Source organism: Cupriavidus sp. 05N40 (assembly GCF_056397305.1).
In genome coordinates this window covers 51,390-66,505 of sequence record NZ_JBFTND010000037.1, presented here as the reverse complement: position 1 = coordinate 66,505, position 15,116 = coordinate 51,390, and the positions used below count along the sequence as shown (strand labels likewise).

The 15,116-nt window shown below is 69.8% G+C and carries 15 protein-coding genes; 14 read left to right on the top strand and 1 reads right to left on the bottom strand.

Annotated elements, in window-relative coordinates:
• The 9 genes from AC1DO7_RS11480 to AC1DO7_RS11440 all read left to right on the top strand — a co-directional run.
• On the top strand, window positions 1-360 hold a 360-nt coding region (locus AC1DO7_RS11480; protein ID WP_477116121.1), incomplete at its 5' end, for an organic hydroperoxide resistance protein.
• Window positions 361-442: 82 nt separating this feature from the next.
• Complete coding sequence (locus tag AC1DO7_RS11475) at window positions 443-1,357, top strand: LysR substrate-binding domain-containing protein (RefSeq protein ID WP_441612097.1); 915 nt, start codon at window positions 443-445, stop codon at window positions 1,355-1,357.
• A gap of 151 nt (window positions 1,358-1,508) precedes the next feature.
• Window positions 1,509-1,895 carry a CzcE family metal-binding protein gene (locus AC1DO7_RS11470; RefSeq protein WP_441612098.1) on the top strand — a complete coding sequence of 129 codons (387 nt, stop codon included), beginning with the start codon at window positions 1,509-1,511 and terminating at the stop codon, window positions 1,893-1,895.
• Window positions 1,896-2,258: 363 nt separating this feature from the next.
• Window positions 2,259-3,263: a tripartite tricarboxylate transporter substrate binding protein gene (locus AC1DO7_RS11465; protein WP_441612099.1), complete on the top strand. Its 1,005-nt coding sequence runs from the start codon at window positions 2,259-2,261 to the stop codon at window positions 3,261-3,263.
• Window positions 3,260-3,706 (top strand): Zn-ribbon domain-containing OB-fold protein, encoded by a 447-nt coding sequence (locus AC1DO7_RS11460; RefSeq protein ID WP_441612100.1) that lies wholly within the window; start codon window positions 3,260-3,262, stop codon window positions 3,704-3,706. The genes AC1DO7_RS11465 and AC1DO7_RS11460 overlap by 4 nt, the downstream gene beginning before the upstream one ends.
• The gene (locus AC1DO7_RS11455) at window positions 3,703-4,875 is read left to right on the top strand and encodes a thiolase (protein WP_477116120.1); all 1,173 of its coding nucleotides are present in this window, start codon (window positions 3,703-3,705) and stop codon (window positions 4,873-4,875) included. Before AC1DO7_RS11460 ends, AC1DO7_RS11455 begins: the two co-directional genes overlap by 4 nt.
• A gap of 28 nt (window positions 4,876-4,903) precedes the next feature.
• Window positions 4,904-7,063 carry a 3-hydroxyacyl-CoA dehydrogenase NAD-binding domain-containing protein gene (locus AC1DO7_RS11450; protein WP_441612102.1) on the top strand — a complete coding sequence of 720 codons (2,160 nt, stop codon included), beginning with the start codon at window positions 4,904-4,906 and terminating at the stop codon, window positions 7,061-7,063.
• A 190-nt stretch (window positions 7,064-7,253) separates the two neighbouring features.
• Window positions 7,254-7,634, top strand: a complete 381-nt coding sequence (locus AC1DO7_RS11445) for a DUF1090 domain-containing protein (protein WP_441612103.1) — start codon at window positions 7,254-7,256, stop codon at window positions 7,632-7,634.
• Between the two features lie 33 nt (window positions 7,635-7,667).
• Complete coding sequence (locus AC1DO7_RS11440; protein WP_441612104.1) at window positions 7,668-8,741, top strand: FUSC family protein; 1,074 nt, start codon at window positions 7,668-7,670, stop codon at window positions 8,739-8,741.
• Window positions 8,742-8,754: 13 nt separating this feature from the next.
• On the opposite strand, the gene AC1DO7_RS11435 is transcribed toward AC1DO7_RS11440, so the two are convergent.
• Window positions 8,755-9,657 carry a LysR family transcriptional regulator gene (locus tag AC1DO7_RS11435; protein ID WP_441612105.1) on the bottom strand — a complete coding sequence of 301 codons (903 nt, stop codon included), beginning with the start codon at window positions 9,655-9,657 and terminating at the stop codon, window positions 8,755-8,757.
• A 133-nt stretch (window positions 9,658-9,790) separates the two neighbouring features.
• Between AC1DO7_RS11435 and AC1DO7_RS11430 the strand changes: the two genes are divergently transcribed.
• The 5 genes from AC1DO7_RS11430 (at window position 9,791) to AC1DO7_RS11410 (ending at window position 15,087) form a co-directional block, all read left to right on the top strand.
• A complete protein-coding gene (locus tag AC1DO7_RS11430; RefSeq protein WP_441612106.1) occupies window positions 9,791-10,786 on the top strand; it encodes a hydroxyacid dehydrogenase in 996 nt (331 codons plus the stop codon).
• Window positions 10,787-10,835: 49 nt separating this feature from the next.
• Window positions 10,836-11,540, top strand: a complete 705-nt coding sequence (locus AC1DO7_RS11425; RefSeq protein WP_441612107.1) for an RraA family protein — start codon at window positions 10,836-10,838, stop codon at window positions 11,538-11,540.
• A gap of 50 nt (window positions 11,541-11,590) precedes the next feature.
• On the top strand, window positions 11,591-12,565 hold the full coding sequence (locus AC1DO7_RS11420) for a Bug family tripartite tricarboxylate transporter substrate binding protein (protein ID WP_441612108.1): 975 nt from the start codon (window positions 11,591-11,593) through the stop codon (window positions 12,563-12,565).
• 60 nt (window positions 12,566-12,625) lie between these two features.
• Complete coding sequence (locus tag AC1DO7_RS11415; protein WP_441612109.1) at window positions 12,626-13,840, top strand: SMP-30/gluconolactonase/LRE family protein; 1,215 nt, start codon at window positions 12,626-12,628, stop codon at window positions 13,838-13,840.
• Between the two features lie 131 nt (window positions 13,841-13,971).
• Window positions 13,972-15,087, top strand: a complete 1,116-nt coding sequence (locus AC1DO7_RS11410; protein ID WP_441612110.1) for an NAD(P)/FAD-dependent oxidoreductase — start codon at window positions 13,972-13,974, stop codon at window positions 15,085-15,087.
• The last annotated feature ends 29 nt before the right edge of the window (window positions 15,088-15,116 follow it).

Sequence of the window (15,116 nt, the reverse complement as noted above, 5' to 3'; positions counted from 1 at the left end):
GTGTCTTCCTACAACGTGCTCGACGTCAAGCTGGCCACCCCGCGCGAGCTGGGCGGCGCAGGCGGTGCCGGCACCAACCCCGAGCAACTCTTCGCCGCCGGCTACTCGGCTTGCTTCATTGGCGCAATGAAGTTTGTCGCCGCGCGCGACAAGATCGCGCTGCCCGCCGATACCAGCATCACCGGCCAGGTCGGCATCGGCCCCATCCCCAATGGCTTCGGCATCGAGGTGGAGCTGACCATCGCGCTGCCCGGCATGGACCGTGCCGCCGCGCAGTCGCTGGTGGACAAGGCCCACATCGTCTGCCCGTACTCGAACGCCACGCGCGGCAATATCGACGTGCGCCTCACGCTGGCCTGAGGCAGGCAGCGGGGTTGTTCTAGAATCGTGGCGCGGCCTTGCCGGATGGCGGGCCGCGCCACGAAAACAGAACGGAGACACCTTGCGCTACGAATTGACCGACCTGCGCCTGTTCCAGGCCATCGCCGAAGCGCAGAACCTGTCCAACGGGGCATCTGCCGTCCATATCACCGCCTCCGCCGCCAGCTATCGCCTGAAGAACCTCGAGCATGCGATGGGCACGCCGCTGTTCGTGCGCAACGCGCGCGGCATGGAGCTCACGCCCGCCGGCGAGACGCTGCTGACCCATGTGCGCGAACTGCTGCAGGGCGTGGAGCGCATGCACGGCGAAGTGGGGCGCTTCTCGGCGGGGTTGAAAGGCCATATCCGGCTGCTGGCCAACAGCAGCTCGCTCAACGGCTTCATCATTCCCAGCGTCAGCCGCTTCCTGGCGGGCAACCCTGACGTCAACATCGATCTCGAAGAGCGCGCCAGCCAGGCCATACCTTCCGCGGTGGCGGCGCAGGAAGCCGACATCGGCATTCTCGCGGGCGACATCGACGCGCGCGGCGTGCGCATCGAACGCTATGCCGTGGACGAGTTGATCCTGGCCGTGCCCGCGGACCATCCGCTCGCCAGGCAGGACGAACTGCGCTTCGGCGCGGCGCTGGATTTCGATTTTGTCTGCATGAGCCGCGCCAGCAGCAACTTCCTGTTCCTGCGCGACATGGCGCAGCGCGCCGGCAAGAGCCCCAACGTGCGCCTGCACGCACACAGCTTCGAGGCCGCGCTATCGCTGGTGGAGGCCGGCGTTGGCGTGGCGCTGGTGCCGCGCAGCGTCGCCGCGCAGGCCTTGCGCGAAGCCCGCGTGGCGGGCGTGCGGCTGGCCGAGCCGTGGGCGCGCCGCGAACTGAACCTGATCGTGCGCGCGGACCGCAAGCTGCCGTCCTTCACTGCCGCCTTCGTGCAGTTCCTGCTCGATGACCCGCGGGTGGCCGCCACGCGCGAGCGTGTTTGAGCCGGGCGCATGGCCGATGCGCCCGTGGCAGCCTGCGGTCATGAAAAAAACGACTTGATATTTAGCTTATATATCATTTTTAGAATGCCATGGGCATGGCTACACTTTCCTCGTGTACCCAGGACGACACGGGTAGGCACAAGGAAAAGCAATGATCACGAAGCAAAAGCTGGCCGCCGCGCTGGCTCTCTCCCTCCTCAGCATGTCGCCGGCGTGGAGCGCCGGCATCCCCGCATCCGCCTCTGCGCCAGCCACCGCGCCCACCGCCATTGCCAGCCGGGTCGCGGCCTTGTTCGGCAGCCCCGCCGAGTTGCGTACCACCACCCGCACCGTGACGCTGACGCCGGGCATGAACTACATCGAGGTCGCCTCGGGCGAGTCGGTGGCCTTCCGCGCCGGCGACAAGACGGTTGGCTGGACCTTCCTGCAGGCGATCGGGGGCACCTCGCTCGACCTCAGCCTGATCGCTCCCGAACTGGCGCAAGCCAGGGGCATCCGCGTGTACGTGGGCGCCAGCGAAATCTTCAAGGGAGGCTGAAGACGGCGGCGCGCCATGCGCCGCAAGCCTGTTCCCCGCCTCGCCCCGGCCCGTCAGGGCCGGGCACCCGCGCCATCCAGCCTGCCCGCAGGCGACCGATGGCCGCCCGCCGATAGCACCCGCCGATAGCCCCCATCGATAGCCCCCATCGATAGCCCGCGACAGCGCCTCGCGATGGCGCGCATTTCCCGCGGCACCAGGGCAGCGTTCCAATTCCGCGAACCRCCGGTTCGAATTTTTCGGATGGCCTGACGCGCGCGGCCAAAAATATACTGGCCCCCAGCCTCAGGCTGTCGGTGGCGGATCCTTCGTCTCGCGACGGTCCTTCGGCGACATACAAAAACGAACGATCCGGAGACCGCCATGAATTCCATCCAGGGCCGCGTGCGCCTGCCCGTCTTGTGTTGCAGTGTCCTTGCTTGCCTCCTGGCCGCCGGCCACGCGCACGCGCAACCGGCCAAGGCCGACGCCTATCCGGCCAAGCCGGTCACCATCGTGGTGGCATTCGCGCCCGGCGGCATGACGGATATCGTGGGGCGGCTGCTGGCGGCGGAATTGTCGCAGGCGTTCAAGCAGAGCTTCGTGGTGGAGAACCGCCCCGGCGCGGCCGGGCAGGTCGCGACCGAGTACGTGGCACGCAGGCCCAATGACGGCTACACGCTGCTGCTCAGCGCCACGGGCCATGTGATCGGGCCGGCGGTGCAGAAGAGCGTGCGCTACCAGCCGGTGAAGGATTTCGAGCCGATCGCCCTGATCGCCAAGGCGCCGAACATGCTGGTCGTGAATCCTTCGGTGCCGGCCAGGACCTTGCCGGAGTTCATCAAGTGGGCCAGGGCGCAGCCGAGCGTGCCGTACGGGTCCGCCGGCGTGGGCGGCTCCACCCACCTGGCCGGCGAACTGTTCCGGCAAGTGGCGGGCGTGCCGCTGGTGCATGTGCCGTACAAGGGCGCATCGCCCTCCACCAACGACGTGGTGGCCGGGCAGATCCCGATGGTGTTCCAGGATTCCATGAGCGTGTCCGCCTTCATTGCCGCCGGCAAGCTGCGGCCCCTTGCGGTCACCAGCGCCGAGCGCAGCAAGCTGTTCCCCGACCTGCCCGCCATCGCCGAAGCGGGCTTCAAGAACTACGACCTCTACACCTGGCTCGGCCTGTACGCGCCTGCCGGCACCGCGCCGGAGATCGTGGCGCGCCTGAACCACGAGGCCAACCGCATCATGGGCTCGCCCGAGATGGCCGCCAAGCTGCGCAAGCAGAGCGCCGAGCCCGGCGGCACGCTGGACCCGGCGGCATTCCGCCAGTACGTGGAGGCCGAAGTGGCCAAGTGGCAGCGCACGGTACAGGTCACGGGCGTGAAGGTGGACGAATGACGCCGGCGGAAAACACCAATCGCGCAGCGAATGCCCTGCGTGACGATCCGAATGGCCCYGGCGCCCCTGCAAGCGAGGCGGCCCAGGGCGCGGACGCCTTCTATTTCGGCAAGCTGGCCCAGGGCAGCTTTGTCATTCCCCGCTGCGAGGACTGCCGCCGCTGGCATTTCTTCCCGCGCGTGCTGTGCCCGCACTGCGGCTCGGACGCGCTGGCCTGGCACGCGCCCGCAGGCAGCGGCACGGTCTATTCCACCACCACGGTGCGCCGGCCGGAAGGCGACTACAACGTCAGCCTGGTCGATCTCGACGAAGGGCCGCGCATGATGAGCCGGGTTGCCGGCGTTGCGCCGGATGCCGTCAGGATCGGCTTGCGCGTGCAGGCGCGCGTCGCGCAGGAGGCGGCCGGGCCGCTGCTGGAGTTCATTCCCATGGAGTCGCAATGACGGGCAGCACACAAGCGAAGCGGCGCGGCGCCATCGCCATTCTCGGCACCGGGCTGGCGGGCATGGGCCACGCCGGCGGCCGCACCGAGCAGGAGATCATCGCGCAGGCGGCGCGCGCGGCGGTGACAGCCAGCGGCCTGCGCATGCGGGATATCGACGGCATCATCACCTCCAGCCTGACATCGCCCTGGTGGGTGATGCGCATGGCCGAGTATCTCGGCATCCGGCCGCGCTTCTCCGACAGCACCATGTTCGGCGGCTCCTCCTTCATCGCCGACCTGAACGTCGCGGCGATGGCCATCGAAGCCGGCCAGTGCGACAACGTGCTGATCTGCTACGGCAGCACGCCGCGCAGCGTGCCGAGCAGCTCGCGCATCAACCAGATGCGCGCCGAGCTGGACCCGCAGCCCTACGAGCATCCGTACAAGCCCTTCAACCCGGCGAGCAGCTACGCGCTGGCGGCGGCGCGCCACATGCACCAGTACGGCACCACGCGCACCCAGCTGGCGGAGGTGGCGGTGGCCGCGCGCAAGTGGGCCCGGCTCAACCCGGATGCCTTCTCGCGCGGGCCGCTGAGCGTGGACGACGTGATCAGCGCCAAAATGATTTCCGACCCGCTCACGGTGCGCGATTRCTGCCTGGTCACCGACGGCGCGGGGGCTTTCGTGGTCGCGCGCGCCGACCGCGCGCGCGGCCTGCATGCCAGCCCGGTCTACGTGCTCGGCTGCGGCCATGCGCACTGGCACCGCCAGATCTCCTGCATGGATGACCTGACCGTGACCCCGGCCGCGGCATCGGGGCGCACCGCCTTCGCCGAAGCCGGGCTGACGCCGGCCGATATCGACGTGGTGGAACTGTACGACGCCTTCACCATCAACCCGATCCTGTTCCTGGAGGACCTCGGCTTCTGCGCCAAGGGCGAGGGAGGCGCCTTCGTTTCCGGCGGGCGCATCGAGCCGGGCGGGGCCTTGCCGATGAACACCAACGGCGGCGGGCTGTCCTGCACGCACCCGGGCATGTACAGCATCTTCCTGGTGATCGAGGCAGTCACGCAACTGCGCCGCGAAGCCGGTGCCCGCCAGGTGCGGGACGCCGAGGTCGCCCTGGTCCATGGCAATGGCGGCGTGCTGTCGAGCCAGGCCACGGCCATTCTTTCCACCGCCCTCTGATCTCTCCCTGGGTCTTTCCGAGCCTGACATGACTTCGCATTCCGCCGGTACCACAGCCCCCGCCGTCCTTGCCCCGAGCCCGGACTTCCTCGCCCTGACCCCCGCCGTGCGCTACGGGCGCCATGGCCGCGTGGCGGTATTGCTGATCGACAACCCGCCGGTCAATGGCCTGGGCGACACCGTGCGGCGCGGGCTGTTCGAGGGCCTCGGCATGGCCGCGCAGGACGAAGCCGTCGCGGCGGTGGTCATCCTCGGGGCCGGCAAGGTCTTCTGCGGCGGCGCCGATATCCGCCAGTTCAACACGCCTGCCGCCGCGGCACGGCCCACACTGCGCGAGGTCATCGCGCGCATCGAGGCGTGCGCCAAGCCGGTGGTGGCGGCCATCCACGGCGTGGCGCTGGGTGGGGGCATGGAGCTTGCCCTCGGCTGCCACTACCGCATCGCCACCGCCGATGCCAGCCTGGGCCTGCCCGAAGTCAACCTCGGCCTGGTGCCGGGCGGCGGCGGCACGCAGCGGCTGCCGCGCCTGATCGGCGTGGCCGCGGCGCTGGCGCTGATCCAGTCCGGCCAGCCGGTGCGCGGCGACAAGGCCGTGGCGCTGGGCATGGCCGACGCACTGATCGCGGGCGAGCCCCTGCCTGCCGCCGTGGCGTTTGCCGGGCGCGTGGCGGGTTTGCCGGGCGCCCATCTCGTGATCTCGCGCAAGCCGTGCGCCGATGCCGCGGGCGTGGACTTTGCCGCGTGCCTGGCGGCGGTGAGCCCCAGGGCGCGCAATGCACGGGCGCAGCGCGCCGCCATCGCCTGCGTGGAGGCGGCGGCGCGCTTGCCGGTGGAAGCGGGGCTGGATGCGGAACGCGCGCATTTCGACGAACTGGTGGCGGGGCAGGAATCGAAGGCGCTGCGCCATCTGTTCTTTGCCGAGCGCACGGCGCCCAAGGTCGCYGCCCTGCCTGCCGGAGTCGCCCCGCGCGTGGTGGCGCGCGTGGGCATCCTGGGGGCCGGCACCATGGGCGCGGGTATCGCCATGGCCTTCGCCAACGCCGGCTTCCCGGTGGTCCTGTGCGAGCAGCAGCAGGCCGCGCTGGAGCGCGGGCTGGCACTGATCCGCCACAACTACGGGGTCAGCGCCGCCAGGGGCAAGCTCACGGAGCAGGAGGTCGCGCAGCGCATGGCGCTGATCACGCCAACGCTCGCCGACACGGACCTGGCGCATGCCGACCTGGTCATCGAGGCCGTGTTCGAGGACATGGCCGTCAAGCAGGCCGTGTTCAGCCGGCTCGATGCCATCTGCAAGCCGGGCGCGATCCTGGCCACCAATACCTCCCGCCTGAACATCGATGTCATCGCGGTGGCCACCGCGCGCCCGCAGGACGTGATCGGGCTGCACTTCTTCAGCCCGGCCAACGTGATGAAGCTGCTGGAGGTGGTGCAGGGCAAGCGCACCGCGCCAGAGGTGATCGCTGCCTGCATGACGCTGGCCCGGGCGGTCGGGAAGATTCCAGTGCTGGTGGGCGTATGCGAGGGCTTCGTCGGCAACCGCATGCTCACGCCATACTGGCGCGAAGCCGGCTTCCTGCTGGAGGAAGGTGCTTCGCCGCAGCAGGTGGACGGCGCGCTCACGCGCTTCGGCATGGCCATGGGCCCGCTGGCCATGGCGGACCTGGCCGGCATGGATATCAACTGGGCCACGCGCAAGCGGCTGGCGCCCGCGCGGCCCGCGCACTTGCGCTATTCCAGCGTGGCCGACCGCATCTGCGAGATGGGCCGCTTTGGCCAGAAGACCGCTGCCGGCTACTATCGCTACGAACCGGGCAGCCGCGTGCCGCTGCCCGATCCGGTGGTCGACGAGATCATTCGTGGCTGCGCCGCCGAGGCCGGCATCCGGCGCCGCGATATCAGCGACGAGGAGATCGTGGAGCGCTGCATGCTGGCGCTGGTCAACGAAGGCGCGCGCATCCTGGAGGAGGGAATCGCGCGCTGCGCGGCGGATATCGACGTGGTCTACGTGCACGGCTACGGCTTCCCGGCATGGCGCGGTGGCCCGATGTTCCATGCGCAGTCCGCCGGCCTGGCGCCGACGCTGGAGAAGATCCGCGCGCTCGAGGCCGCCCATGGCGCGCACTGGGCGCCGGCACCCTTGCTGGCAAGGCTGGTAGCGCAGGAACAGCGTGCGTTCGACGCCGGCTGACGGCCTGCCGCGGCGATACCGCGCCCATACCGCGCCCATACCGCGCCGCGCCTGGCTGCTGACCGATCCCCGCGGCCGGGAGCGCTGGCGCGTGCGCGGCGCCGGCCTTCGGTGGCCGGGTTGCCTTCCCGCGCAAGGCGCGCGACACTAGCAGGCATCTTGCTGGTTCATCGTCGTCCGGGGAGACACAATGCAGCGCGCCGCCATGACCGTGGTCCTCTGCCTGTTCGCAGGCATCGCCTCAGCGCAGTCCACCGGCGAGTCGTGCCGGGACAAGATGCAGCGCATCAGCCGCCAGATCGACGCCGCGCGGGCGCATGGCAACCAGGAGCAGCTCGCCGGGCTGGAAACGGCGCTGGCGCAGACCAGGAAGCACTGCACCGACGCCGCGCAGGAACACAAGCACCAGCAGAAGATCGCCCGGCTGCGCGCCAAGGTAGGCGAGCGGGAGGCTGACCTGCAGAAGGCCCAGGACAACCACAGCAGCGCATCCAAGATCGCCTCGCGCCAGCGCAAGCTCGACGATGCGCGCGCGGAGCTGGCCCGCGCCGAGGCGCCCGGTGCGCATTGATCCGCGGCGCGCGGGCCGTTGCCGCGTGCCGGCATGACGGCGTCGCCGCTGCACTCGCGCCTGCCGCCGCCGCTGCGCCGGCTGCTGCGCCCCTTGCTCGATCCGGCCAGGCGCTACCGCCATGCCCGCCTGATCCACGCGGTGCGCGTGGCGCTCGGGCTGCTGGCGTCCATCGTGCTGACCACCGGCATGCGCATCCCGCACGGCGAGTGGGCATCGATCACCCTGCTGGTGGTCATCGGTGGCCTGCAGCACCACGGCAATATCCGCCGCAAGGCGGCTGAGCGCGCCCTCGGCACGCTGATCGGCGCGGCCGGGGGGCTGGCGATCATCGTGCAGCAATCCTATTTCCACATGCCGGTGCTCAGCTATGCGCTGATCGTGATCGCCTGCTCCGTCTGCGCGTATCACGCGATCGGCAAGGGCGGCTATGTCGCGCTGCTGTCGGCCATCACCATTTTCATCGTCGCCGGCCACGGCGAGAACGCCGTCGCCGACGGCCTGTGGCGCGCGGGCGATGTGCTGATCGGCATCGCGGTGGCGCTGCTGTTCTCCTTTGCCTTGCCGCTGCATGCCACCTATACCTGGCGCTACCAGCTGGCCGAGGTGCTGCGCAGCTGCGCGCGCATGCATGGCGCCATCGCCACGGATGCATGCCTGGACCAGGCCGCCCTGCAACGTGCGATGGTCCTGCAGGGCGGCTTGCTGGTGCAGCTGCGCTCGCTGATGCCATCGGTGGCCAAGGAGACCAGGATGCCGATGGCACAGCTGGAGTCGATCCAGCATGCGCTGCGGGTGTGCATCAGCCTGCTCGAGGTGCTGGCGGCGGTCCGCCCGCCGCTGGACGGGGGCGCCGATGACGCGGCCGCGGTCCGGCGCCAGCTGCGCGCGCGGGCGCGGCGCATGCAAGCCATGCTGATCGGGATGGCGCGTGCCCTGGCCTACGGGGTGACCGGGCGGCTGGAGGCGCGGGGCAAGGCCGTGCGCGAAGCGCCGGAAGCAGCGGGCCCGTGGGCGGGCTATATGTCGCTGAACTCGCGGCTGGAGCAGGAGTTTGCGTTGCTCAGGGACGCGCTGGCGGCGGACGCGGACAAATGGAATATCTGAGCGCGGCCGGCGCTCAGTCCACCTGGTCGAACAGCAGCTTCCCGTGCTCGTGCAGCAGTCCCACCAGCCGGTCCGCCACCGGAGAGAGCGCGATGTCCTTGCGGTAGGTGATGCCGAAATTGCGCACCAGCGTGGCAGCCCCCAGCCTGACTTCGACGAGGTCGCCGCCGCTGGCGCGCAGGGTGCGCCGGGAGACGAAGGTCAGCAGCTCGGTGTCCGCCACCACGCGCGGAATCAACGGAATCGAGTTGGTTTCGATCTGCACCACGGGCCGCGGCAGGCTGCGCGATTCCAGCGCATGGTCGAGCCAGGCACGGCTTGCCACGGCCCGGTTCGGCAGCGCCCACCGGTAGCCGGTCAGCGACTCGGGCACCGGCTTGCGGATCCGGAAGATCGGATGCCCCTTGACCGCCGCGACCACCACGGTGTCTTCGAGCAAGGTCTCGCAGTGGAACTCGTCTTCCTGTTCGGGAACGAAGCCGAGCACCACGTCGAGCCGGCCTTCGCGCAATTCGTCGCGCAATTCGTAGTTGTTGCGAATGGTCAGTTGCAGCACCACGTCGGGGGCCTGGCCGAGCAGCATCTTGCAGATGCGCGGCAGCAGGTACTCCGCGCCCAGCGGCCCGCTGCCCAGCCTCACCGTGCCGGCCACGCCACGGGCGATGGCGCCCACCTCGTCGCGCAGCAGGTCCGCTTCCTGCAGCAGGGAGGCCGCGCGGGCGCGCAGCGCGATGCCGGCGGCGCTCAGCTTCTGGCCGCGGCCCTCACGCTCGAACAGCGCCGCCCCAAGGGACGATTCGAGCCGGTCGACGGCCTTGGTCAGGGTTGGCTGGCTGCGATGCACCAGCTCGGCGGCGCGGCGGAAATTGCCGGCATTGGCCACGGCAAGAAAGTACTTCAGGTCGCGCAGATCCATCTCGGCACCTCGGTTGCAGCCGCGGGGGCGATACCCCAACTGATTACTTTTATTTAACAAACGACAAAAATTATAAGCTGGACGGCATCGGTCTGCGGGACAAGAATTCAGCATCGATCCAACGTTCGCTGCCATGTCCTACACCATCCTTGTCACCGCAACCCGTCTCGCACCCGCCGGCGTGCGCCTGCTGGAGGCCGCAGATGCCCGCGTGCACTACCTGGCCAATGCCGACGATGCAGGCGAGGTCGAACGCTTGCTCGCCAGTCTTCCCGTCGACGCCGTCATCTCCCGCACCGTCACGCTCGGCAGGGCTGCCATCCGTTCCTGTCCCACGCTCAAGGTGATCTCCAAGCATGGCGTCGGCGTCAGCAATATCGACGTCGATGCCGCCACGGAGCTGGGCATCCCGGTCTATGTCACGCCCGGCGCCAACGCGCAGTCCGTCGCGGAGCTGACGCTTGGCCTGATGTTCGCCGCGGCGCGTCGCCTCGCGTGGATGGACCGCGAGCTGCACGCCGGCCGCTGGTCGCGTGCGCAGGACGGGATGGAGCTGCACGGCCGCACCATCGGCCTGGTCGGGTTTGGCCAGGTCGCGCAGCGGGTCGCCCGCGTGTGCCTGGCGCTCGGCATGCAGGTCGCTACCTTCGATCCGGGCCTGGTCCGGGGCCCGCTTCCTGTCGGCGACGTGGTGCGCTGCGAGGCGCTCGATGCGCTGCTCGACATCAGCGACGTGGTGAGCCTGCACGTTCCCCTGAACCGCCACACGCGCAATATGCTCGGCGCGCCGCAGTTCTCCCGCATGAAGCGCGGCGGCATTCTCATCAATACCGCGCGTGGCGAAGTCGTCGACGAAGCGGCGCTGGTCCACGCGCTGCGCGGCGGCCAGCTCCATGCGGCCGGGCTGGACACCATGGCCGTCGAGCCGTTGCCCGCCGACAGCGCGCTGCTGACGCTCGACAACGTGGTGCTCACGCCCCACGTGGGCGGCTCCACGCCGGCGGCGCTGGCCGCGATGGCCAGTGAAGCGGCGCGCAATGTACTCGGCTTCCTGCAGGGCACCCCGCCGCCGATCCACGCCTGCGTCAACCCGGGCGCGCTCGACCCGCAAGACCTGCTTTCCGCATGAGGCCRCCGCCTCTGCCAATCCCCACGCAATGCATTCCAAGGAGACCCCGATGAACGCCGAACAGAACCCCACGCCGTCATGGCCGGCCGGATACCGCATCAACCCGGTTGCCGATGGCCCCGCGCCCGCGCTCGTCGCGGCCTTCCGCGAGATGCCGGTGGCAGCCATCGGCGATGCCATGAGCCGCCATATCGGCACCATCGGCCTGCGCCCCTATCACCGGCGCCCGGAGACTGTGCTGTGCGGCCCCGCCGTGACCGTGCGCGTGCGCCCCGGCGACAACCTGATGATCCACAAGGCCCTGATGATGGTCCGGCCGGGCGACGTGCTCGTCATCGACGGCGGCGCGGATGTGACGCAGGCGCTGGTCGGCGGCCTGATGCGCACCACCTGCCTGGCAAAGAAGCTCGGCGGACTGGTCATCGACGGCGCGATCCGCGATGTCCTCGAATGGGCAGAGGACGGCATGCCGGTCTTCGCGCGCGGCAACACGCATCGCGGCCCGAGCAAGGACGGCCCCGGCGAAATCAACGTGCCGGTCTCGTGCGCGGGCATGGCGGTCATGCCGGGCGACCTGATCGTGGGCGACGCGGACGGCGTRATTGCCGTGCCGGCGGCGCAGGCCGCCGACATCCTGCTGCGCACGCGTGCCCACCTGGAGAAGGAGGCGAAGATCCGCGCCGGCAATGCCGCCGGTACGTCGGACCCCGAGCGCTTCGACGCCACCTTGCGCGCCAAGGGCTTGCCGGTCTGAAGGCAGTCCGCCCCCGCAGAGGGGCGCATCCAACACAAGCGGAGACACTCATGCAACGCCGTCGATTTCTTCAAGCAGGCGCCGCGGTCGCGCTGGCCGCCGCGGGCCTGGCTCGCGCGCAAGGCCCCTGGCCGCAGAAGCCCCTTCGCCTGGTGGTGCCGTTCCCGCCGGGCGGCGGCACCGATGCCACTTCGCGCCTGATCGCCGAGAAGCTGACCGTGCTGGAGCGCTGGACCCTGGTGGTCGACAACAAGCCCGGCGCCGGCGGCAACATCGGACTGGACGCGGTCGCCAAGGCGGCAGCCGATGGCTACACGATCGGCATGGGCCAGGCGGCCAACCTCGCCATCAATCCGGCGCTCTATCCGAAGATGCCCTTCGACCCGCTCAAGGACTTCACGCCCATCGTCGGCGTGGCGGCGCAGCCCGTGGTCCTGGTGGTGCGCCAGGACTCGCCGCTGCGCACGCTGGCCGATTTCGTCAAGGCCGCGAAGGCGCGCAATGGCGAGATGGGCGTTGCCCAGGCCGGCAACGGCACGGTCGGGCATCTTGCCGGGGAGATGCTGGCACGGCGCGCCGGGGTGCGGGTCCTGCAGGTGCCATACAAGGGGGCGGGCCCCGCCATGACCGACCTGCTCGGCGGGCAGGTGGACGCGTACTTCGGCAATACCGTGTCGGTGATGCCGCAGCTGCTGGCAGGCAAGATCCGCGCGATCGCGGTCACCTCCGCGCAGCGCCTGCCTGCGCTGCCGTCGGCTCCCACGATCGCCGAGCAGGGCTTCGCCGGCTTCGAGGCGACCACATGGCTGGGGCTGGTCGGCCCCTCGGGCCTGCCGGCCGAAATCACCGCAAGGCTTTCCGCGTCGACCATCAAGGTGCTGGCACGCCCCGATGTGCAGCAGAAGCTGGCGCAGGAGGGCAGCATCGCCACGCCCACCACGTCGTCGCAGTTCGCCGCCCATATCCGCGCGGAACACGCCAAATGGGGCGCGCTGATCCGCGAGGCACAGATCAAGCTCACCTGAAGCGGATGCCGGCGACACGGCACCACAAGGCAATTGAAGAAGCCAGAAAGGAGACAGACCATGCAACGCACACACGCCAACGCACCGACGCCGCAGCGCCACGCGCCTGCCCGCATCGGCGCCGCCCTGCGCCGGTTCTTGCTGGGCGCGATGCTCGCCGGTCCGGTATTCGGCGCCGCGGCCGCGACGGATCCGATGCCCACCGCGCAGGACCCGCGGCTGGTCGAGGTGGCCAGCTCGGACCGCGTCGTCAACGCCGTGGCGACCACGCCGGATGGCCGCCTGTTCGTGTCGATGCCGCAGGTGGAGGGACCCGGCGCGCAGGTCGCGGAGCTGAAGGACGGCAAGTTCCTGCCCTACCCGAACCTGGAATGGAGCCTGTGGAAGGACGCCGCGGATCCCCGCACTACGCTGCTGCACGTCAACACGGTGCGCATCGGCCCCGACGGCGACCTGTGGGTGGTGGACGCCGGCGGCCCGCGCGTAGGCGGCAAGGCCGTGCCCGGGGCCGCGAAGATCGTGCAGATCGACGTCGGGACCAACCGCATCCGCCGCATCTACCAGGCCGACCCCGCCGTGGTCCGCGAATACAGCTACTTCAACGACATCCGCTTCAACGGCAACACGGCTTATATCAGCGATGCCGCCGCCATCCATCCCGCCGTCGTCGTGCTGGACCTGGCCAGCGGCAAAATGCACCGCACGCTGGAAGATCATCCGTCCACCGTGGCCGCGCACGCGATGATCGCGGACGGCGGGCGCGTGATCACGCTGAAGGACCCGATCCCGGACAGCACCGGCAAGCCTACCAGCAGCAAGTACGTCAACATCGACCAGCTCGAAGTCAGCCCCGACGGCAAGTGGCTGTACTTCCAGCCGATCGGCGGCCCGCTGGCACGGGTGCCGACCGCGCTGCTCGACGATCCGGGCGCGCCCAAGGCGGCCGTTGCCGCGGCCGTGGAAAAGGTGGCCGACACATGGATGGCGGCGGGCAGCGCGATCGATGCCGCCGGCAACATCTATATGTCGAAGGTCACCAACCGCAGCGTGATGAAGATCGCGCCGGACGGCACGGTTTCCACGCTGGTCGCGGACCCGCGGCTGACCTGGATCGATGCCATGTGGGTTTCCAACGACGGTGACCTCTACATGCCGGCGGCCCAGCTCGACCGCACCTCGGCGAACCTGGCGGGCGCCCCGGCGCAGATCACGTATCCGGTGAAGATCTACCGCCTGGCCATCCGGCAGAAGCCGGCCGGCAACGACCACAAATAGCAAGCCGCCGGACTGCGGACTGCAGATTGCAGACAGCAGATTGCAGGCAGCGGCATGGCGGCCCGGCGCGAGATGCACCATGCGCGCGCCGGGCCGAAGCACCGAAGCACCGAAGCAGGAGATCCCTATCCATGGACAGAATCGATTGCGCCGTCATCGGCGCCGGCGTGGCGGGCCTCGCCATCGCCAGGGCCCTGGCGGCCGCGGGGCGTGAGGTCGTCATCCTCGAAGCGGAGGCGGCCTTTGGCACCCACACCAGCGCGCGCAACTCGGAAGTCATTCACGCCGGCATCTCGTATGCGCCCGGATCGCTCAAGGGGCGGCTCTGCGTGGCCGGCAAGGCCGCGCTCTACGCGTATTGCCGCGAGCGCGGCATCGGGCATCGGCAGATCGGCAAGCTGATCGTCGCGGTGGAGCCGCAGGACCTGGGCGAACTGCCGAAGTACGTGGAGCTCGGCCGCGCGCAAGGCGTGACCGACCTGCGCATCATCGGGGCCAGCGAGGCGCGCGACCTGGAAGCGGAAGTCCGCTGCGCCGGCGCATTGCTGTCACCCTCGACCGGCATTGTCGACAGCCATGGGCTGATGCTCTCGTACCTGGGCGATGCGCAGGGCGACGGCGCCGCGCTGGCGCTCAACAGCCCCGTGCAGGGCGGCGAAAGCACGCGCGACGGCATCGTGTTGCGGGTGGGCGGCGCCGAGCCGATGGAGGTGCTGTGCAGCACGGTGATCAATGCCGCCGGGCTCGGCGCCCAGCGCGTTGCCGCCGCCATCGCGCAGATGCCTGCGGAGCGGATTCCCCGCCTGTACTACGCCATCGGTCATTACTTCACGCTGGCGGGCAGGTCGCCGTTCCGGCGCCTGGTCTATCCCACGGGCAGGGAGGGCGCGCTGCGCGCCCATGTCACGCTCGACCTGGGCGGCCAGTGCAAGTTCGGCCCTGACCTCGACTGGCGCGACGGGGTGGACTACCGCTTCGACGAGAGCCGCAAGCCGCGCTTCCTGGAGGCCGTGCGCCACTACTACCCGGGCCTGCGCGACGAGGACCTGCAGCCCGGCTACACGGGCATCCGTGCGCGCCTGGCAGGGCCCGGCTCGTCCATGCACAACACCGCGACGGACTTCGTCATCCAGGACGCATCGGCGCACGGCGTCCGCGGGCTGGTCAACCTGTTCGGCATCGAGTCCCCCGGGCTGACCGCCTCGCTGGCGCTCGGCGACCATGTCCGGGAGCTGGCGGGCGCGTGACGGGGGCCTGGCCACCGTGGTGCCGGCAG